The 19363-nt window shown below is 71.8% G+C and carries 15 protein-coding genes; 6 read left to right on the top strand and 9 right to left on the bottom strand.

From position 1 onward, the window contains the following. Positions 1 to 95: 95 nt before the first annotated feature. Positions 96 to 1640, bottom strand: a complete 1545-nt coding sequence (gene dacB / locus HMPREF2833_RS03070; protein WP_070636667.1) for a D-alanyl-D-alanine carboxypeptidase/D-alanyl-D-alanine endopeptidase — start codon at positions 1638 to 1640, stop codon at positions 96 to 98. Between the two features lie 291 nt (positions 1641 to 1931). Here dacB and HMPREF2833_RS03065 point away from each other — a divergent pair, with 291 nt between their 5' ends. Beyond that, the gene (locus tag HMPREF2833_RS03065) at positions 1932 to 2447 is read left to right on the top strand and encodes an inorganic diphosphatase (RefSeq protein WP_019310557.1); all 516 of its coding nucleotides are present in this window, start codon (positions 1932 to 1934) and stop codon (positions 2445 to 2447) included. A 175-nt stretch (positions 2448 to 2622) separates the two neighbouring features. Beyond that, positions 2623 to 3444, top strand: a complete 822-nt coding sequence (locus HMPREF2833_RS03060) for a hypothetical protein (RefSeq protein WP_070636666.1) — start codon at positions 2623 to 2625, stop codon at positions 3442 to 3444. A 53-nt stretch (positions 3445 to 3497) separates the two neighbouring features. On the opposite strand, the gene HMPREF2833_RS03055 is transcribed toward HMPREF2833_RS03060, so the two are convergent. From HMPREF2833_RS03055 to serS, 3 genes are all read right to left on the bottom strand, one after another. Continuing rightward, positions 3498 to 4130: a hypothetical protein gene (locus tag HMPREF2833_RS03055; RefSeq protein WP_019310559.1), complete on the bottom strand. Its 633-nt coding sequence runs from the start codon at positions 4128 to 4130 to the stop codon at positions 3498 to 3500. 63 nt (positions 4131 to 4193) lie between these two features. Beyond that, positions 4194 to 5108 (bottom strand): HAD family hydrolase, encoded by a 915-nt coding sequence (locus tag HMPREF2833_RS03050; RefSeq protein ID WP_019310560.1) that lies wholly within the window; start codon positions 5106 to 5108, stop codon positions 4194 to 4196. 163 nt (positions 5109 to 5271) lie between these two features. Further along, positions 5272 to 6576, bottom strand: coding sequence for a serine--tRNA ligase (gene serS / locus HMPREF2833_RS03045; protein ID WP_019310561.1), 1305 nt, complete (start codon positions 6574 to 6576; stop codon positions 5272 to 5274). A 129-nt stretch (positions 6577 to 6705) separates the two neighbouring features. Here serS and HMPREF2833_RS03040 point away from each other — a divergent pair, with 129 nt between their 5' ends. Next, a complete protein-coding gene (locus tag HMPREF2833_RS03040) occupies positions 6706 to 7686 on the top strand; it encodes a diacylglycerol/lipid kinase family protein (RefSeq protein WP_100205746.1) in 981 nt (326 codons plus the stop codon). 84 nt (positions 7687 to 7770) lie between these two features. Here HMPREF2833_RS03040 and HMPREF2833_RS03035 read toward each other — a convergent pair whose 3' ends face one another. From HMPREF2833_RS03035 to HMPREF2833_RS03020, 4 genes are all read right to left on the bottom strand, one after another. Further along, positions 7771 to 9165: a GntP family permease gene (locus HMPREF2833_RS03035; RefSeq protein ID WP_070636706.1), complete on the bottom strand. Its 1395-nt coding sequence runs from the start codon at positions 9163 to 9165 to the stop codon at positions 7771 to 7773. Positions 9166 to 9170: 5 nt separating this feature from the next. Then, positions 9171 to 10172: a prephenate dehydratase gene (pheA, locus tag HMPREF2833_RS03030; RefSeq protein ID WP_019310564.1), complete on the bottom strand. Its 1002-nt coding sequence runs from the start codon at positions 10170 to 10172 to the stop codon at positions 9171 to 9173. Continuing rightward, the gene (locus tag HMPREF2833_RS03025) at positions 10169 to 10504 is read right to left on the bottom strand and encodes a rhodanese-like domain-containing protein (RefSeq protein ID WP_019310565.1); all 336 of its coding nucleotides are present in this window, start codon (positions 10502 to 10504) and stop codon (positions 10169 to 10171) included. The genes pheA and HMPREF2833_RS03025 overlap by 4 nt, the downstream gene beginning before the upstream one ends. A 184-nt stretch (positions 10505 to 10688) precedes the next feature. Then, positions 10689 to 12188, bottom strand: coding sequence for an amino acid permease (locus tag HMPREF2833_RS03020; RefSeq protein ID WP_019310566.1), 1500 nt, complete (start codon positions 12186 to 12188; stop codon positions 10689 to 10691). Between the two features lie 377 nt (positions 12189 to 12565). On the opposite strand from HMPREF2833_RS03020, the gene HMPREF2833_RS03015 reads away from it, so the two are divergent. From HMPREF2833_RS03015 to HMPREF2833_RS03005, 3 genes are all read left to right on the top strand, one after another. Beyond that, entirely contained in the window at positions 12566 to 14296 is a 1731-nt protein-coding gene (locus HMPREF2833_RS03015; protein ID WP_070636665.1) for an amidohydrolase, read from the top strand. A gap of 78 nt (positions 14297 to 14374) precedes the next feature. Continuing rightward, a complete protein-coding gene (locus HMPREF2833_RS03010) occupies positions 14375 to 16021 on the top strand; it encodes a thiamine pyrophosphate-binding protein (RefSeq protein ID WP_070636664.1) in 1647 nt (548 codons plus the stop codon). A 120-nt stretch (positions 16022 to 16141) separates the two neighbouring features. Beyond that, a complete protein-coding gene (locus HMPREF2833_RS03005) occupies positions 16142 to 17770 on the top strand; it encodes an amidohydrolase (RefSeq protein ID WP_070636663.1) in 1629 nt (542 codons plus the stop codon). A 105-nt stretch (positions 17771 to 17875) separates the two neighbouring features. Here HMPREF2833_RS03005 and HMPREF2833_RS03000 read toward each other — a convergent pair whose 3' ends face one another. Continuing rightward, a complete protein-coding gene (locus HMPREF2833_RS03000) occupies positions 17876 to 19255 on the bottom strand; it encodes an NAD-dependent succinate-semialdehyde dehydrogenase (RefSeq protein WP_039101028.1) in 1380 nt (459 codons plus the stop codon). Positions 19256 to 19363: the final 108 nt, after the last annotated feature.

The following is a 19363-nucleotide window of genomic DNA, read 5'->3' as shown; positions in this document are numbered from 1 at the left end:
GGAAGTCACCCGCCGCAGACCGCCGAGCGGAGGGAGCGCACCACGCCGGCACGCGCGGGTCAGCCGTCCCGCACGACCGTGCGTGCGACCCGGAGTCACCCGGTCCGCGCGAGCTCCGCGACCGTGCGGTCCACATGGTCCTTGGCCTCGTCCGTGCTCCCCGTGACGCCGTTGAGCACCACGGAGTACACCAGCACGCGCCCGTCCTCCCGCTGCACGTACCCGGTGAGCGCCACGACGTCCAGCAGCGTGCCCGTCTTGGCACGCGAGACGCCACGGGCGGCTGCCTCCTGCGGATCGTCGAAGCGCTCCGAGAGCGTGCCGGTGCCCCCGGCCACGGGGAGACCCCGGGCGTACGGGGCGAAACGCGGCTCGGTGAGCAGCGTGTCGAGGGCGCCCGCCAGCGTGGTGGGGGTGACCCTGTTCCCCGGTGCCATGCCGCTGGCGTCCAGGACGTGCAGGCCGGTGGCGTCGATCCCGTGCTCCCGGAGGGTGGCCGGCAGCATGTTCTGGACACCGGCCACGCCGGCCTCCCGCCCGGAGCGCCCAGCGGCCACACGGGCCAGCGTCTCCGCGAGGGAGTTGTCCGAGTGCGCGAGCATGTAGGCGCTCTGCTCGTGCACGGGTGCCGACTCCACGCGGGCGACCTCCCGGGCCTCCGCGGGCGCACGGGCCCGACCGCGCGCGGTGACCCGGGCGGCGTCGCCGAGCTCTGCCTGCAGCTGGCGCGCGAACTCGTCGAGGGCCGCCACCGCGGGATCCTCGGGCCGCTCCCCCGCGGCCCCCGGATCCGTGCCGTCCCGGGCGGGCACACGGTGCGAGTACAGGGCGATCGGGGAGACCCGCGTGATCTCCCCGGAGGCCACGTCCTCGTCCTCCCAGGCGGGGTTGCGGTCCGGTCCCGCGAACAGACTCGTGTCCACCGTGACGGACACCGGCCCCGAGACGCCTCCCGGGGTCTCCTGGCGCATGGTCTCGGCGGTGCGCTGGGCGAGTGTGCCCAGCCCGGCGTGGCCGTTGACGGCCCCGGGATCCCCCGCGCCGGGGGCGAGCAGCGTGTCCCCGCCCGCCACGAGCGTGAGCTCCCCGGGTTCCTCGCCCGCGACCACGGTGGTGGCCAGCCGCTCCTGGGGCGCCACGTGCTCGGCCACGCTCAGGGCCGTGAGCACCTTCTGGTTGGAGGCCGGGACCATGGGCTTTCCGGGTGACCGCCCCGCGAGCGCGGTGTCCTGCCCAGCCTCTTTCACGGTGGCCGCCGCGGTGCCCGGCGCCCCGGCCAGCCCCGCGTGCAGAGCGCGCTCCACCTCTGCGGGGTCCAGGGGCGCGGGGGCGGCGGCTTCCTCGGACGACGACGCCGCCCGGGGCCCCGCGTCCTCCGCACCTGCGGACGCGCTCGAGGTTCCGGACCCCGCTTCTCCCGCGGCGGCGTCGTGAGCCTCCGATCCGGCGGAGGACGACTCCGGTGAGGCGCCGGCCCCGAGCTCCGCGTGGGTCCGCCGCCACTGGGCCGCGGGTGCGAGCTCGCCCGCGATCGCGGGGACCGCGAGCACACCCGCCACCGCCACGGCGAGTGTGAGCAGCACGCACACGAGCACCCACGGGAGGCGGGCGGCCCGCGAGCGCCGGGAGGAAGATGGCATGGCCCCATTGTTCTGCACCGCTCCGACGGGGACAACGCGCCGCCCGGTTCTCAGGACTCGCGAGGTCCGTGTCCCTGGACGAGAGGGACGACCCGCGCCCCGGGGTGCCCGCGGTGACCGGGGTGACGGCCCGGAACCCCGGGCAACCGACGTGCGGTCGGCGGGCGGCCGGTGGGACCGTGACGGGCGTGGCCGGTATCGTGGAGTCATCTGCCCACGCGCCCGGTGCGCCGTGGGCGCCGGGTGAGCGCGCTGCCCGGGTCACATCATCACGACTCAAGGAGTGTCACCATGGAGCTGGACGTCACCATCGAGATCCCCCGCGGCTCTCGCGTGAAGTACGAGATCGACCACGAGACCGGCCGGATCCGCCTGGACCGCGTGCTCTTCACCTCCATGCAGTACCCCACGCACTACGGCTACTTCGAGGACACCCTGGGCGAGGACGGCGATCCCCTGGACGCCATGGTCATCATGGACGTGGACATCATGCCCGGCGTGATCGTGGAGGCCCGTCCCATTGCCGTGTTCAACATGACGGACGAGGCCGGCGGGGACGCCAAGGTGCTGTGCGTGTCCACCGACAAGCGCTACGACGAGATCCAGGGCCTGGAGGACGTCAACGAGTTCCGCCAGAAGGAGATCCAGCACTTCTTCGAGCGCTACAAGGACCTTGAGCCCAACAAGTGGGTCAAGGGTGAGGGCTGGGAGGGCAAGGAGACCGCCGAGCGTCTCATCGTCGAGGCCCAGCAGCGCTTCGAGCAGTCGCAGTACGACTCCGCCGCGGAGGCCGAGCAGGACGGCTGATTCCCACAGGACTCCGAGGGGTCCCCGTTGCCGGAGCGCTCCGGCGGCGGGGACCCCGTCGTCTCACGGCTCCTTATGCGTGTCGCCGGGCCGTGGTCGGATGATCCTGGATCGTCGCGGCGCCACCTGGAGGGCTCGGCGGCGCGATGGTCTCTGACGAAGCTCTCCCGCGGCGGTGACCCCCACCGCACACCCGTTGTCCACCCCGGAGGTGACCGTGCACGACCCGCAGGACGAGAGCGCCGCGCGCGTCTACGTCTTCCACGGCACGGACTCCACCCAGGTGCTCGGTCCGGAGCACCTGATGGACCGGGTCCGCACCTTGCTCTCCGCGGCCGGGGCCGTGCCGCTGCCCTCACCCACCGCCCACCCGGACATCGCCTCCCGACCGTTCACCTCGGAGGCCGCTCAGCTGCCCGGTGACACCGGGCCCGTCCCGTGGTCGCGGGAGCGCAGCAGCGTGGCCGAGGTCTCCGTGGACCTGGGTGCCGAGCGGTTCTGGGACCGGATCGAGGCGGGCAGCTTCGCCACGTGGCGGGACCGGTGGCCGGAGTCGCCGCAGGCGCCCCTGTTCCCTCCCACCACTCCGGACTGGCTCGCTGGAGCACCGCGCTGGGAACTGGATCCGCTGGCCCCCGCCCTGGGCCCGGCGGCGTCGGGCGGGTGGGTGCGCAGTCCGTCCCGGGCCTGGGACCAGCCCGCAGCTGCCAGGCCTCCCGCGCAGACGCACGGTCCGGCCGGGTCGCGGCACCACGGGATCGGACTGTTCCAGCTGACTGACCTCGAGTCCTTCTGGGTGTTCCCTCCCGAGGAGGACGTCCCGGCCGTGGTGGCCCGCTGCGAGGCCCTGGCGCAGGACCACCCCGCGTTCTCGTGGCTCACGGGCTACTTCGACGCCCGGGACGTGGCTGGTTCGCTGCGGCTGCCCGCAGAGTGCCTGCCCCTGCTGGCGGCGGACCTGACGGGGGCCGGACATCCCGTGGACACCTGGTGGTGAGAACCGGGGACGCGTTCTCCCCGGGTGAGAGCGTGCGCTCTTGGTCCAGGGCGCTATCCCTCGAACGTGCCGGGGGCCTCGCACAGCCGCAGCAGCGTGGCCGCCGCGGGGCGGGCCCGCCACTCCTCGTTCCACAGGGAGCGGACCACGGCCTTGGACACCGCCTGCGGGGTGATGCCCAGCTGCTGCGCGGCGGCCTTTTGCTGTCCTCGCGCACCGGGGACCATGAGGTCCACCACGCGCCACTCGGCCTCGCTGCGCACGGCCACGATGTGGCCCACGATCCGCAGCACGGCCTCCGCCTGCGCCGCGGCCTCCGGGTCCGCCGCGCTCACACGCACGGCCACACGGTCGGTGCTGCGGGTGTGCTGGGCGGCGTGGTGCCCGAAGCCCATGCCCGGGCCCTCCGCGGTGACGGCCACCCGGCCGTCCGGCTGGTCAACGCGCGTGAGGTACACGTCCCCCACCCCGATGCCCACGGCGTACGCGCTGTTCCGCAACCCGGTCATGGCGGCGTCCACCGCGGCCTGCGGGTCCTCCGTGAGACCGCGGACCACACCGGGGGCCGAGGGCTGGAACGGTGCGCGGGTGGGCAGCGCGCTGAGCCGCCGACACACCTCGCGGTCCGTCTCGGGATCCGGGCGGGATGCGTCCGCCACGCGCTGGGTCAGGGTCAGGACGAACACGGTCTCAGTATCGCAGTTCCATGAGGTTTCACAGGTCGTGTCCCGCGCCGGTGAGCGTGGACCTCAGAGCAGGGTGCGCAGGACGGTCGCCGCGCCGTCGTCGTACACGCTGCCCGTGACCTCGCGGCTGACCTCGGCCACCTCGTCCGGGGCCTGGCCCATGGCCACGCCGCGGGCGGCCCACTGCAGCATCTCGATGTCGTTGCGGCCGTCCCCCATGGCCACGGTGTGGGCGGGGTCCACGCCCAGGTGCTCGCGGATCTGCTCCAGGGCGCTGGCCTTGGAGACGCCGTTCGCGGCCACGTCCAGCCACGAGGACCAGCCCACGGAGTAGGCCACGCCGTGCAGACCGGCCTGCTCGATCGCGTCCGCGAAGTCCCCGGGGGCGTCCGTGGCGCTGTAGACCACCAGGCGCACGGCCGGGATCTCGGCGAGCTCGTGGATGTCCACGCCCACGGCCTCGATGCCGAAGGAGGCGTCCTGGAAGCGCTCGGTGGAGTAGAACCGCCCGTCCGCCCCCTCGAGCGCGAACTTGGCGGTGGGAAGCTTGCTGGCCAGTGCCTTCAGGGCGTTGGCGGGGTCGAAGCTCACGCGGTCCGTGACCTCGTAGTGCTCCGGCAGCTCGGGGTCCAGCCGCAGGGTCACTCCGCCGTTGGAGCACACGGCGAAACCGGACTCGATGTGCCCCTGGCGGATCACGGGCAGGGTGGCGCCCATGGACCGGCCCGTGGAGATCACCACGTGGTGCCCGGCACCCACCACGGCGCGCAGGGCATCCTTGACGCCGCGGGACATGTGGCCGTCGTGGTCCACGAGCGTGCCGTCCACGTCCAGCGCCACGAGGTACTGGACGCCGTCCTCCCTGGTCCAGGAGCTGGAGCGCGGGGTCTGGATCTTCATGGGCGCGAACGCGTCCGCGGCGCTCGTCGCGCGGTCGTCGGTGCGCCGGTCGTCGGTGCCGGCCTGGATGTCAGTCATGAGAGTCATGGTGTCACATGAGCACGGGGGCATGTCCGCCGGTGGACGCCCGGGTGACGCGGGGGTGAAGTCCCCTGCGCACCGCCACGCACGACGCCGCCCGCTCGCCGCGCGTGGGCACGGTGGGCGGGCGGCGTCGTGGACGGGCCGCGGCAGAACGCGGTCAGGCGACGGGACGCAGGACGTCCTGGCCCCGCAGGTAGGGCCGCAGGATCTCGGGGACCGTCACGGAGCCGTCGGCCTGCTGGTGGGTCTCGAGCAGGGCCACGAGCCAGCGGGTGGTGGCCAGCGTGCCGTTGAGGGTGGCGACGGCGCGGGTGCCGCCCTTCTTGGCCTTTCCACCGGCGTCCGTGGTCTCGGGCAGCCGCTCGCGGATGTTGAGGCGGCGGGCCTGGTACGTGGTGCAGTTGGAGGTGGAGGTCAGCTCGCGGTACTTGCCCTGGGTGGGGATCCACGCCTCGCAGTCGAACTTGCGGGCGGCGGACGTGCCCAGGTCACCTGCGGCGGTGTCGATCACGCGGTACGCGAGCCCGCACGCCTGCAGCATCTGCTCCTCCCACGCGAGCAGCCGCTCGTGCTCCGCAGCGGCGTCCTCGGGGTGGCAGTAGACGAACATCTCCAGCTTGTTGAACTGGTGCACGCGGATGATCCCGCGGGTGTCCTTGCCCGCCGAACCGGCCTCGCGGCGGTAGCACGAGGACCACCCGGCGTAGCGCAGCGGGCCGTCCGAGAGGTCCAGGATCTCGTCCGCGTGGTAGCCGGCCAGGGCCACCTCGGAGGTGCCCACCAGGTAGAGGTCGTCCTTGCCCACGCGGTAGATCTCGTCGTCGTGCTCCACGTCGAAACCCGTGCCGTTCATGATGCCCGGGCGCACCAGGTTGGGCGTGGTCATGGGGACGAAGCCGTTGTCCAGGGCAAGGTCCTGCGCGGCCATCAGCAGCGCGGTCTCCAGCCGGGCGACGTCCCGCTTGAGGAAGTAGAAACGGGAGCCGGAGACCTTGGCGCCGCGCTCCATGTCGATGCCGTCCAGCAGCTCACCGATGGCCAGGTGGTCGCGCGGCTCGAAGCCCTCGGCCGCGAAGTCCCGGGGCGTGCCCTCGGTGCGCAGCTGCACGAAGTCGTCCTCACCGCCGGAGGGGATGCCCGCCACGACGAGGTTGGGGAACTGGGCCACGAGCTCCTGCTGCGTGGCCTGGGCCTCGTCCGCCGCGGCCTGGGCGGCCTTCACGTCCGAGGCGAGCTGCTTGACCTGCGCCAGCAGCTGCTGCTTCTCCTCACCCTGGGCCTTGGCCACCTTCTTGCCGAACGCGTTCTGCTCGGCACGCAGGGACTCGAACTCGGTGATCGCGCTGCGGCGCCGGGAGTCCGCCTCGAGGATGCGGTCCACGAGTCCCGGGTCCGCCTCGCGGGCGGTCTGGGAGGCACGGTAGGTGTCAGGGTCGGCGCGCAGCTCGTTGATGTCGATCACCCGTCCAGGGTATCCAACGGAGGCTCGGGGGCGCGATACAGCGTCCCGGACCGCCACGGCGGCCCTGCCACCGTAGACTGGCCGCTACCGTCTCCACCCCCTTCTCAACCGATCCAGGAAAGGGTGCCCGTGCAGGATCATCCGTGGGAACCCCAGCGAGTGGCCGTCGTGGTCAACCCCATCAAGGCCCTTGCCGACGTCGCCCGGGACTCGGTCATCATCGCGTGCCGCAAGGCAGGCTGGGCAGATCCCGTGTTCTACGAGACCGAGGCGGACGATCCCGGGTTCTCCATGGCGCGCCGCGCGGTGGAGCAGGGCGCCGACGTCGTGCTGGCCGCGGGCGGTGACGGCACCATCCGCGCGGTGGGCGAGTCCCTCGCCGGCGGCGACGTCCCCCTGGGCCTGGTGCCGCTGGGCACGGGCAACCTGCTGGCCCGCAACCTCGAGGCGGACCTCGCGGATCCGCACCACTCCGTGGACGTGGCCCTGTTCGGCTCGGAGAGGTCCATCGACACCGTGGTCATGCACCTGGAGACCGCTGACGGCCGCACCGAGGACCACCGCTTCCTGGTCATGGGCGGTGCGGGCTTCGACGCGCAGATCATGGCCGACACCAAGGACAACCTCAAGGACCTCGTGGGCTGGGCCGCGTACGCGGAGGCGGGGGCGCGCCACCTGTTCAGCGGCCCCCGGTGGGCCCGCTTCAGCCTGGACGGCGGGCCGTGGGTCTCGCGCCTGGTGCGCTCCGTCATGATCTGCAACTGCGGGGAGCTCACGGCGGGGATCGTGCTGGTGCCCAACGCCAAGCTCGACGACGGCTTCCTGGACCTCGTGGTCATGACCCCCCGCTCCGTGGTGGGCTGGCTGCGCATGATGGCCAAGGTGGTGCTGCAGCACCGCCACGAGCCGCCGGTGATCGACTACTTCAGCGGCAAGACCGTGCGGGTGGAGTTCCACGAGCCGATCGAGTCCGAGGTGGACGGCGACCCCCTGGGGGACGTCAAGGCTTTCGAGACCACCATCGACCACCGCTCGCTCAAGGTGCGCGTCCCACCGTCCCAGGCCGACGACGCCGGCATCCGTCAGCGGGATCCCGAACGGGGCGCCTGAGCGGCTCCCCGTCCAGAACGGAGAGCGCCCCGGCCCGGAAGATGCTCTTCCGGGCCGGGGCGGTCTCGTTCAGGCGGTGGCGCGTCAGAAGGCGCCGGCCAGCCCGAAGATCACGGCGGCCACCGTGAAGCCCACCACGCCGATGATGGTCTCCAGCACCGTCCAGGTCTTGAAGGTGGTGCGCACGTCCATCTCCAGGAAGCGGCCCACCAGCCAGAACCCGGAGTCGTTGACGTGGGAGAGCACCACGGAACCGGCCGCCACGGCCACCACCATGGCGGCCAGCTGGACCTCGTTGTAGCCCCCGGCCAGCACCGCCGGGGCGATCAGCCCGGCGGCCGTGGTCAGCGCCACGGTCGCGGAGCCCTGCGCCACGCGCATCACGGCGGCGATCAGGAACCCGGCCAGGATCACGGGGATGCCGAGGTCCGAGAGGACGTCCTCGAGGGCGTCGCCGATCCCGGAGGTGCGCAGCACACCGCCGAACATGCCACCGGCGCCGGTGATGAGGATGACGGAGCAGACCGGGCCCAGGGCGGACTCGAAGGTCTTCTCGATCGCGGAGCCGCTGAGCCCGCGGGCCCTGCCGATGGCCAGGGCCGCGACGATCAGGGTCAGGGTCAGGGCGATCGGGGTCTCACCGATCGCGCGCAGCAGCTGGAACCATGTCTGCGACGCCGTCTCCTCGGACACGGCCCCGGACTTGGCCAGGGTGCCCAGCCCGGTGTTGAGGAAGATCAGGAGCATGGGCAGCAGCAGGATGCCCACCACGGTGCCCACCGCGGGAGGGTTCGCCACGTCCTCCGCGCGGCCCAGGATGGTGGGCACGGGGAGGTTGATGCGCCGGCCCACGATCTTGCCGAACAGGTAGGAGGACAGGTACCACGCGGGGATCGCGCAGATCAGCCCCACCAGGATGATGTAGCCCACGTTGGCCTCGAAGAACGTGGCCGCCGTGACCGGCCCGGGGTGGGGCGGCAGGAACACGTGCATCACGGAGAACGCGCCCACGGCGGGCAGAGCGTAGGTGAGCACGCTGCCGCCCAGCCGACGCGCGACCGAGAAGACCACGGGCAGCATGACCACCAGACCGGCGTCGAAGAAGATGGGGAAGCCGAAGAGCAGGGAGGCCACACCCAGTGCGAGCGGTGCCCGCTTCTCGCCGAAGACCCCGATGAGCTTGTCCGCGAGCACCTGCGCGCCGCCCGAGGTCTCGAGCAGCCGCCCGAGCATCGCCCCGAGGCCCACGAGCAGAGCTACGTTGGCCAGGGTGTTGCCGAAGCCGTAGAGCATCACGGGGACCACCTGGTCGGTGGGGATGCCCGTGACGAACGCGGTGAGGGCCGAGATGATGATCAGAGCCAGGAACGCGTGCACCCGGAACTTGATGATGAGCACCAGCAGCACCGCGATGGCCGCCGCTGCGATGAGTAGGAGCGGGCCCGCTGTCAGCGTCTGGCTCCAGCCCTCGATCTCCATGGACGTCACTGTCCTTTCAGGTTGTCGACCCACGAACGGGCCTGGACGAACGCGGCGTCGCTGTGGTGCGAGGCCACGGGGACCACGAGCTGGTCAGCCCGGGGGTACGACCCGAGGAACCGGGTGCGGGGACAGATCCGGCGGACGCCCATGAGGGCGTCGGCCACCCGGTCGTCCTGGATGTGCCCGTCGATGTCCACGGAGAAGAAGTAGTCGCCCAGGTGGGTCTTGGCGGGGCGGGACTCGATGCGCGTGAGGTTGACCCCGCGGGTGGCGAACTGCTCGAGGATGTCGAGCAGCGCCCCGGGGCGGTCCTGCCACAGCGGCACCACCAGGGAGGTCTTGTCCGCTCCGGTGGGGGCGGGCATCCGGGCGTCCGGGCGGGCCACGAGCACGAAGCGGGTCACGGCCTGCTTGTTGTCCCCGATGTCCTCGGCCAGCACGTGCAGCTCCGGGTGGGCCGTGACGACCACGGGTGAGCACACGGCGGCGTCGTAGCCGAGGCCCTCGGTGCTCACACCGCCCGCGCCGTCCAACATGGCCACGGCGGACGCCGCAGTGGAGGGCGCCGGAACGTATGCCACATTCGGCATGTTTTCCTCCACCCAGCGGCGGATCTGCGCCCACGCCACCGTGTGGGTGGACACGGTGCGGACGTCCGCCAGCTCGGTGCCCGGCGGCGCCACGAGCGAGAACCGGATGGGGACCACGATCTCCCGCAGGATCCGCAGCTCGGCGCCGAAGGAGACGTCGTCCAGCGTGGCGGTCACCCCGCCCTCCACCGAGTTCTCGATGGGCACCACGGCGGCGTCCACGCGTTCCTCACGAACGGCGGCCAGCGCGGCGGGCACCGAGTTCATGGGAGTCCGCTCGGCGGCGTCGGCGCCCGGGACCTGCATCAGGGCGGCCTCGGTGAACGTGCCCGCCGGGCCCAGGAACGCGTACCGACGGGCGCGTGGCCCCGGGTCCACCGGACCCGGGGCCACGCCGGAGACAGCGGCGTTCACAGAACGCGCGCCGCTTCCCCGGTCTCGGACACGATGGGCTTGCCCGCGTCCGCCCACGCACCCATGCCGCCCAGCACGTTCACGGGGTCGTAGCCGTACTGCGCGAGGTACGCGGTGGCGCGCAGCGAGCGGCCGCCGGAACGGCAGATCACGTAGACGTCCTGGTCCAGCGGGACCTCCTCGGAGCGCTCCGCGAGCTCGGACAGCGGCAGGTGCTGCGCGCCCTCGATGTGCCCCGCGTCCCACTCGTTCTGCTCGCGCACGTCCAGCACGGGAGCGCCCGCCGGGATCTCGTCCACGGTTGCGGACGGCAGGTTGTTCACGTTGTCCATGGGTTCCTCCGTAGTGGGCCCGGGCGTTTCTTCCGGTGCCCCACCATAGTGCCCATGAGCGCGATCACGTTCCGCGCCACGGTTCAGCGCGAGCCGGACCCGGCGCGGCACCCTCGTCCGAACGCCCGGGTGCCGTGCGCCGCCGCCCCTGGTGCGCCGCGCCGACCGCCGGGGACGACGCCGCTCAGCGCACCTCGTTCTCGCCGGGCTCGGCGGCCACGTGGTCGTCGTCCTCACCGGTGGTCTTGAGCTCGGGCAGGCCCTTCTTGGCCACGTGGCGCTTGGAGAACTCGTAGCCCACGGTGGTGGCCACGATGATCAGCACACCGGCCAGCAGGCTGTAGTACCAGTGCGGGTTGCTGAAGTCGAACATGATGTAGAGGGAGAGCACCACCAGGAACGTGAGGCACACGTAGTTGGTCACCGGTGCGCCGGGCATCCTGAAGTGCACCGGCGCCACCTGGCCGCGGTCCACCTGGCGGCGGTAGCCCAGGTGGGACACGAAGATCGAGATCCACCCGAAGAGCACGAACACGGAGCACGCGCTCAGCACCACTTCGAACGCGTCCGCGGCACCCAGCGCGTAGATGAGCACGATCCCGAACAGGTCGAAGACGAAGATGCACAGCAGGGCTCCGGAGGGGACGCCGCGGTGGGAGACCTTGGACATGACCTCCGGGGCCTGGCCGTGGGCCGCGAGGTTCCGCAGCAGCCGCACGCACGCGTAGAGCGTGGCGTTCACACCGGAGATCGCCGCCGTGAGCACCACGAAGTTCATGATGCCCGCGAGCGCCGGGATGTTGAGCGAGGACAGCGCGGTGACGAACGGCGACTGCTCACCCGAGTACTCGGAGGTGGGCAGCAGCATGGACAGCACCAGGATGGAGCCGATGTAGAAGATGGCGATGCGCAGCACCACGGAGTTGATGGCCTTGGGCATCGACTCCTCGGGGTCCTTGGCCTCGCCCGCGGAGACGCCCACGATCTCGATGGCCGAGAAGGAGAACACCACGCCGGTCATCACCACCACGAGCTGCAGCGCCCCGTTGGGTGCGAAGCCCTGGTTCCACAGGTTGGTCACGGACGCCGCGGTGGGGGCGTTGAAGATGTCGCCGGCCACCACCAGGATGATGCCCGCGCCCAGGAACAGCAGGATGGCGAGCACCTTGATGGCCGCGGCCCAGGTCTCGATGAACCCGTAGAGCTTCACGCTCAGCAGGTTGCAGCCCACGATGGTCATGGCCGCCACCAGGGAGGGGATCCAGCCCGGGATCTCGGGCCACCAGAACTGCACGTACACGGCGAGCGCCGCGATCTCCCCCACGCCGGCCACCGCGGAGAGCGCCACGTAGATCCACCCGGTCATGAACGCGAACCGGTTGCCCACGAACTCGCGCGCGTAGGAGACCCACGCACCCGTGGTGGGGCGGTGGATCACGAGCTCCCCGAGCGCCCGCATGAGCAGGTACACCACGGTGGAGACCACCAGGTAGGACAGGACCAGGGCAGGTCCAGCAGTGGCCAGGCGCTCGCCGATGCCCAGGAACAGGCCCACTCCGATCGCACCGCCGATGCCGATCATCTGGATCTGGAAGTTGCCCAGGGACTTCTTGTACCCCTGGTCGCCCCTCTCCTTGTAGACGGGCATGGGGCCGGTGGCCGGCGCCTTGGGGTCGAAGGGCATGAGTTCTCCTGGGTGGGAGGGGGTGTGCGTCCGTGGCGCTCGTGATGCGCCCGGCGTCCGGCACTCGCACCGGAAGCACACTTCGTTGTCCACGAGGTTAGCGGCACACAGTGCGCCCGGGGTGACACTGCGGCGTCGTGACGGGACCCGGGCAGCGTCCGCGCCGCGGGACGGACCGCGTTCCGCGGCGCCTGCGTCCACGGTCCCCGCGGCGTGTCGTCGCGCACGCCGCAGGGCCCGTCGCCGCGCACGGCGCGAGGCGTGACACGGGCGACGGCGCGCGAGACGATGGGCTTCTACCCGCGAGTCGTGGACCGGCCCGCGCGGCACGCAGCGGGCCCGTGCGGCCCGAACCGACCGGAAGCAGGACGGCACCCATGGCCCTCGACGTCATCTTCACGAACGGCACCATCCGCACCCAGGACCCGGAGCGACCCGTGGCCCGTGCCCTGGGGGTCCACCACGGCCGGGTGGTGAGCCTGGACGACGACCTCGCACCGGAGCTCTTCGACCGCACGGTGGACCTGCGCGGCGCCACCGTGGTCCCCGGCTTCCACGACGCCCACTGCCACCTCACCATGCTGGGCGAGGCCCTCGTGCAGGTGGACCTGCGCCCGATGACCGTCCCCACCCTGGCCGAGCTGCTCGACGCCGTGGCCGCCGCCGCGCGGGATGCCGCGCCGGGCGAGTGGGTCCTGGGGCAGGGCTACGACCAGAACCACCTGGGCGGCTCCCACCCCACCGCCGAGGCGCTGGACGCCGTGGCGCCGGAGAACCCCGTGTGGCTGTGGCACAACTCCCGCCACATGGCCGTGGTCAACACCGCCGCGTTCGAGGCCGCCGGGTACCCCGGACGCACCGGGTTCACCGTCCCCGAGGGCGGCAGCGTGCCGCTCGACGAGCACGGCGCCGCGCTGGGGCTGCTCGAGGAGACGGCGCGCGGCCTGGTCTCCGGGGCCATGCCGCCCAAGACCACCGCACAGGTGGCCGAGCAGATCGGGGCCGCGAGCGACGTCGCCCTGGCCGCCGGGATCACGTCCGTCACGGAACCCGGGCTGGGCGCCCCCGAGCACCTGGGGCAGTCCGTCACGGACCTCGCGGCATACCAGCTCGCGCGGGAGCAGGGGCGGCTGGGCGTGCGCGCCACCGTCATGCCGTACCTCACCACGCTGCACCCGGTGGGCGCACAGGACGCGCCGGACGCCGCAGACGCCCGGGGTGACGACGCCGCTGGGTCCCCTCCCGGAGGCGCGGCCGGTGCGGGCGGGGACCTCGCGGACCGGCCCTTCGGCCTGGACCTGGGGCTGCGGACGGGGCTGGGAGACGACCGGCTGCGCATCGGCGCGGTCAAGGTGCTCGCGGACGGTTCGCTCATCGGCCGCTCCGCGTTCATGACCGAGGACTACGCGGCGGACGCGGAGGCCGGCGTCTCCAACGCCGGGTACCTGCAGTTCCCACGGGAGTGGCTCGAGGAGCGACTGACCGCCGCGCACGCGAACGGCTGGCAGCTCGCCGTGCACGCCATCGGGGACGGGGCGGTGGACGTGGTCCTGGACGTCCTCGAGGCGGCGCAGCGGCGGTTCCCCCGCGAGGACTGCCGCCACCGCATCGAGCACTTCGGTGTGGCCAGCGACGAGCAGGTGGCCCGGGCGGCCCGGCTCGGCGTGGTCCCCGTGCCCCAGGGCCGGTTCGTGAACGAGCTCGGGGACGGCATCGCCCGGGCCATGGGCGAACCGCGCACCCGGTTCTGCTACCGCATGAGATCCCTGCTGGACGCCGGCATGGTGGTTCCCGCCTCCACGGACGCCCCCGTGGTGGACTACCCGCCGCTGGCCAACATCCACGACATGGTCAACCGGTCCACGTCCTCCGGCGCCCCGTTCGTGCCGGAGGAGCGCGTCACGGTGGCCGAGGCGGTGCACGCGTACACCGTGGGCAGCGCGTACGCCTCCCACCAGGAGCACGAGAAGGGGCGGCTGGTGCCGGGGATGCTCGCGGACTTCGCGGTCCTCTCCGACGACATCCACACGGTGGACCCCGCGACCATCCGTGACCTGCGGGTGACCGCCACGGTGGTGGGCGGCGAGGTGGTGCACGGCTCCGTGTGACGCCCCGGCGGTAGGATCGCCGGACAAGCCCCAGAACGGTGATTCGGGCCACACTCGACCCGGAGTCAGGAGAACCCCATGCCCCAGCAGTCCGCCGGCCACCTCATCGTCGAGTCCCTCAAGGCCCACGGCGTGGACCGCGTGTTCAGCGTGCCCGGGGAGAGCTTCCTGGACGTCCTGGACGGGCTCTACGACTCCGGGGTGCAGAACGTGGTGTGCCGCCAGGAGGGCGGGGTCACCTACATGGCGGAGGCGCACGGCAAGCTGACCGGTCGCCCCGGTGTGGCCATGGTGACCCGCGGTCCGGGGGCCTCCAACGCCTTCGTGGGCATCCACCTGGCATGGCAGGACTCCACTCCCCTGGTGCTCTTCGTGGGACTCGTCCCGGTGGCCCACCGGGAGAAGGAGGCGTTCCAGGAGTTCGACCCGCACCAGTGGTTCGGCTCCCAGGCCAAGCGCGTGATGGTCCTGGACGAGGCGGACCGCGCGTCCGAGTACGTGGCCGAGGCGTTCTTCGCCGCAAGCTCCGGACGGCCCGGGCCGGTGGTGGTGGGTCTGCCCGAGGACGTCATCACCCAGCTCACGGACGCGCCCGTGGTTCCTCCCGTCCCCGTGGCCGAGGGTGCCGTGGGTGCCGACGAGCTGGCCGAGCTGCGGGAGGCACTGGAGCGAGCGGAACGCCCCGCGATCCTCGTGGGCGGACCCCGCTGGAGCCCGGAGGCCGCGCGGCAGGTCACGGACTTCGCCGAGCGCCACGGCATCCCCGTGGTCTCCGACTGGCGGGCGGCGGACCGGGTCCCGGGCACCTCCCCCGTGAACGCGGGCGAGACCGGCTACGGCCGCAGCCGGGAGACGATCGAGACCCTGGAGCACGCGGACGTGCTGCTCGTGGTCGGCGGGACGCTCTCGGACATCCCCACGGACGGGTTCACCGTGCGCCAGGACCGCTCGGCCGTGAACTGGATCGTCAACATCGACACCTCCCTGCGCCAGCACTCCGGTGCCGTGACCCGCCAGATCCTGGCCTCACCGGTGGCCTTCGGCCGCGTCCTGGCGGATCTCCAGCTGGGTGGGCACCCGGACTGGTCGCAGTGGCTCGAGAAGCCCGTGGCCGCCCGCCGCGCCCGCTACGAGATCCCGGCCTCCGCGGGGGACAACGCGCCCGGCACCGCGGACATGACCCTGGTGATGAAGGCGCTGATCCCCCACCTGCCCGAGGACGCGGCGGTGGTCTACGGCTCCGGCAACCACACCGCGTGGGCGAACACGTACGTTCCCACGGGGGCCTACCCCTCGCAGCTGTCGGTGCGCAACGGCACCATGGGCTACTCCGTGCCCGGCGCGGTCTCCGTGTCTCTGGAGCAGCCCGAACGTTTCGTGTTCGCAGTGGCCGGCGACGGCGAGTTCCTCATGAACTCGCAGGAGCTCGCGACCGCCCGGCAGTTCGGCGCGCACCCTCTCATCATCGTGCTGGACAACGGCCAGTTCGGCACCATCCGCGCGCACCAGGAGAACCACTACCCCGGCCGCGTGTCCGGCACCCAGCTGGAGAACCCCGACTTCGCCACCGTGGCCCGCGGCTACGGGGCCTTCGGTGCGCGCCTGGAGCGCAACGAGGACATCGAGGGGGTCGTCGCCGACGCCGTGCGGGCCGTCACCGAGGACCGGATCCCGGCCGTGGTGCACGTGGTCGCGGACCCCGCGAAGCTGCTGCCCGGCATGTAGCTGTCCCCGCAACGGCGACGCACCGCGCCCCTCGGGTCCGGCGCGGCGTCGTCGTAGGGTGGTGCCTGACGATCGGAGGCCACCGCGCCGCCGTCGCCCCGGCGCACCACGAGGAGTCCCATGCACCGCCTGTTCCACAACGCCACCGTCCACGCCATGAACCCGGCCACGGGCTGGACCCCACAGGGCCAGTGGCACTCCCACGACATGCCGCACCCCGATGCGATCCTCACCTCGGAGGACCGGATCGTGGCGGTGGGCGAGTACCGCGCACTGCGTGACATGGCTCCGCTGGGGACCGAGCGCACGGACCTGGGCGGAACGTATGTCCTGCCGGGCATGGGCGACGGGCACATCCACTCGGCCATGTACTCGCGCTCCCTCATCGAGCCGGACATGCGCGGCTGCGTGAATCTGGAGGAGGCCCTGGCGGTGCTGCGGCCCTACGTGGAGCAGGCCAGGACGGACCCGTCCATCACGTGGATCTTCGGCGGTCAGTGGAACATCAACGCGTGGACGGGCCCCGAGCGTCCGGACCGCCACGTGCTGGACTGGGTGGCCCCGGACGTTCCCGTGGCGCTGAGCTCCCTGGACCTGCACACCCTCTGGCTGAACTCGCGTGCGCTGACCGAGCTGGGGCTGGACCGCACCGTGAAGGACCCGGACGGCGGGGAGTTCGAGCGGGACGAGCACGGTGAGCTCACCGGGGTGCTCAAGGAGGCCGCCGCGATCCCCATCCGGGACGGCCTGATGCAGTCGGACGTCTCCGGGAGCATCGACAGCTACCTGCCCCTGGGCCAGCGTGAGCTGCTCCAGCGCGGCATCACCTCGATCCACGACATCGACGGAGTGGACTGCCTGCACGCGTACCGCAAGCTCCACGACCGCGGCGAGCTGGACCTCCGGGTGCACAAGATCCTGCGGCAGGAGCAGATCGAGGACTTCATCCGGCGCGGGATCCGCACCCACTCCGGGGACGAGTGGATCTCCATGGGCCCGCTCAAGCTCTTCGCGGACGGTGCCCTGGGCTCCCACACGTGCCACATGTCCGAGGCGTGGCCCGGCACGCAGGACCACGGGATGGCGGTGATGGAGCCCGAGGAGCTGGAGCACTGGATCCACCGGGCGGCCTCGGCGGGGATCGCCGCCGCCGTGCACGCCATCGGGGACCAGGCGGCCACGGAGGCGCTGGACGCGATCGCGGCCAACCAGGCCATTTCCCGGGCCTTCGGGCTGCGCCACCGGATCGAGCACGCGCAGTACGTCAAGCGCACCGACGTCCCCCGGTTCCGGGAGCTGGAGGTCACCGCCTCCCTGCAGCCGATGCACTGCACCACGGACATCCCCCTCAACGGGTTCCTGGAGGACCGGGACCTCGTGGCCTACGGGTGGAACAGCCTGCGGCGGGCGGGCGCGGAGCTGGTCTTCGGCTCCGACGCCCCGGTGGAGGACCCCAACCCGTTCCACGGCATCCACGCGGCCATCACCCGCACCCGGGACGGCTCCCCCGAGGGCGGGTGGCAGCCGCACGAGATCATCTCCCGCCCGGAGGCCGTGTCCCACTACACCCACTCCGTGGCCCGCGCCTCCTACGAGGAGAACCAGAAGGGGTGCCTGGCCCCCGGGATGCTCGCGGACTTCGTGTGCGTGGACCGGGACATCTTCGCGGTGGACGCGGAGGCCGTGCGGGACACCGTGGTGGAGGCCACGGTGGTGGGCTCCCAGATCCGCTACCAGCGCGAGGACTGACTCCCGCGCGCGGCCGGTGCCGTGCGGCGTCGGCGTCCCCGGGCACGACGCCGCCCCCGCACCTGTGCAGGCGCGGGGGCGGCGGTCACGGGGTGGCCCTACTGACTACTTCTTCTTGGGAGTGTGGATCAGCTTCTTGTTGGCGAACTCCTCGATGCCGAACGGGCCGAGTTCACGGCCCACGCCGGAGCGCTTGACGCCGCCGAAGGGCAGGTCCGGGGCGGTGCCGGTGACCTCGTTGACGTAGACCATCCCGGAGTCCACGCGCTGCGCGACCTCCAGCGCGGCTTCCTCGTCCGCGCCGAACACGGAACCGCCCAGACCGAACGGCGAGGAGTTGGCGAGCTCCACGGCCTCGTCCGCGTCCTTGACCTTGTAGACCACGGCCACGGGGCCGAAGATCTCCTCGGCGTAAGCGCGCATCTCGGGGGTGACGTCCGCGAGCACGGTGGCCTCCATCCAGGCACCGGGCTTGTCCAGCTTCTTGCCGCCAGCGAGCACGGTGGCGCCCTTGTCCACGGCGTCCTGGACCTGCTCCATGATCTCGTCACGCGCCTCCACGGCGCACAGCGGGCCCAGGAAGGTCTTCTGGTCCATGGGGTCTCCGGGTGTCACGCCCTGCACGGCCTGCGCGAAGTTCTCCACGAACGCGTCGTACGCCTCTTCCAGCACGATGAACCGCTTGGAGTTGGTGCACGCCTGGCCGTTGTTGAGCATGCGTCCGAAGACACCCTGCTTGACGGTGCGCTCCACGTTCTCGGCGTCCAGCACGATGAAGGGGTCCGAGCCGCCCAGCTCCAGCACGACCTTCTTGAGGTTCTTGCCCGCGGTGGCGGCCACGGCCGAGCCCGCGCGCTCCGAGCCCGTGAGGGACACGCCCTGCACAGCCGGGTCCGGGATCACGATGTCCGCGATCTGCTCGTTGGACGCGAAGATGTTGATGTAGACGTCCTCCGGGAAGCCTGCGTCGCGGAAGAGCTCCTCCTGCACCAGCGCGGCCTGGGGCACATTGCCCGCGTGCTTGAGCAGCACGGTGTTGCCGAGCATCACGTTGGGAGCGGCCAGGCGGGCCACCTGGTAGTAGGGGAAGTTCCACGGCATGATCCCCAGCACCACGCCCGTGGAGTCGAGCACCACGCGGGCCTCGCCGCCGGTGGAGGGCGTCAGGGTGCGGCCCTTCATGAACTCCTCCGCGTTGTCCGCGTAGTAGTCGTAGATGTCCGCCACGAGCCGGACCTCCTCCACGGACTGCGCGAGCGGCTTGCCCATCTCCTCGGTGATCAGGGCGGCGAGCTCGTCCTCGCGGTCGCGGTACAGCCCGGCCATGGTGTGCATCAGCCGCGCGCGCTCCGCCGCCGGGACGGTGCGCCAGGAGGTGTACTCCTTGGCGGAACGGGCCACGGCATCGCGGATCTGCTCGTCCGTGGCGGTCTCGAAGGTCTTGACGGTCTCCCCGGTCGCGGGGTTGGTGGTTGCGTAAGCCATGGCCCCAGCGTATGGCGCGTCACAGCGCGATGGCAGGGGGTTCACCGAGGGCGAGAGTCGAGGACGACGACGCCGCGGCGCGCCGGTCACGGACCGCACCGTGCGGCG

Source organism: Kocuria sp. HMSC066H03 (genome assembly GCF_001812045.1).
Taxonomy (GTDB): domain Bacteria; phylum Actinomycetota; class Actinomycetes; order Actinomycetales; family Micrococcaceae; genus Kocuria; species Kocuria rhizophila.
This window is presented reverse-complemented; position numbering and strand designations above follow the sequence as displayed.

Excerpts from the sequence above, each read along its gene's own strand:
- dacB (WP_070636667.1), bottom strand. The coding sequence starts at position 1,640 with ATGCCATCTTCCTCCCGGCGCTCGCGGGCCGCCCGCCTCCCGTGGGTG.
- HMPREF2833_RS03065 (WP_019310557.1), top strand. The coding sequence starts at position 1,932 with ATGGAGCTGGACGTCACCATCGAGATCCCCCGCGGCTCTCGCGTGAAG.
- HMPREF2833_RS03050 (WP_019310560.1), bottom strand. The coding sequence starts at position 5,108 with ATGACTGACATCCAGGCCGGCACCGACGACCGGCGCACCGACGACCGC.
- HMPREF2833_RS03035 (WP_070636706.1), bottom strand. The coding sequence starts at position 9,165 with ATGGAGATCGAGGGCTGGAGCCAGACGCTGACAGCGGGCCCGCTCCTA.
- HMPREF2833_RS03025 (WP_019310565.1), bottom strand. The coding sequence starts at position 10,504 with ATGGACAACGTGAACAACCTGCCGTCCGCAACCGTGGACGAGATCCCG.
- HMPREF2833_RS03020 (WP_019310566.1), bottom strand. The coding sequence starts at position 12,188 with ATGCCCTTCGACCCCAAGGCGCCGGCCACCGGCCCCATGCCCGTCTAC.
- HMPREF2833_RS03015 (WP_070636665.1), top strand. The coding sequence starts at position 12,566 with ATGGCCCTCGACGTCATCTTCACGAACGGCACCATCCGCACCCAGGAC.
- HMPREF2833_RS03010 (WP_070636664.1), top strand. The coding sequence starts at position 14,375 with ATGCCCCAGCAGTCCGCCGGCCACCTCATCGTCGAGTCCCTCAAGGCC.
- HMPREF2833_RS03005 (WP_070636663.1), top strand. The coding sequence starts at position 16,142 with ATGCACCGCCTGTTCCACAACGCCACCGTCCACGCCATGAACCCGGCC.
- HMPREF2833_RS03000 (WP_039101028.1), bottom strand. The coding sequence starts at position 19,255 with ATGGCTTACGCAACCACCAACCCCGCGACCGGGGAGACCGTCAAGACC.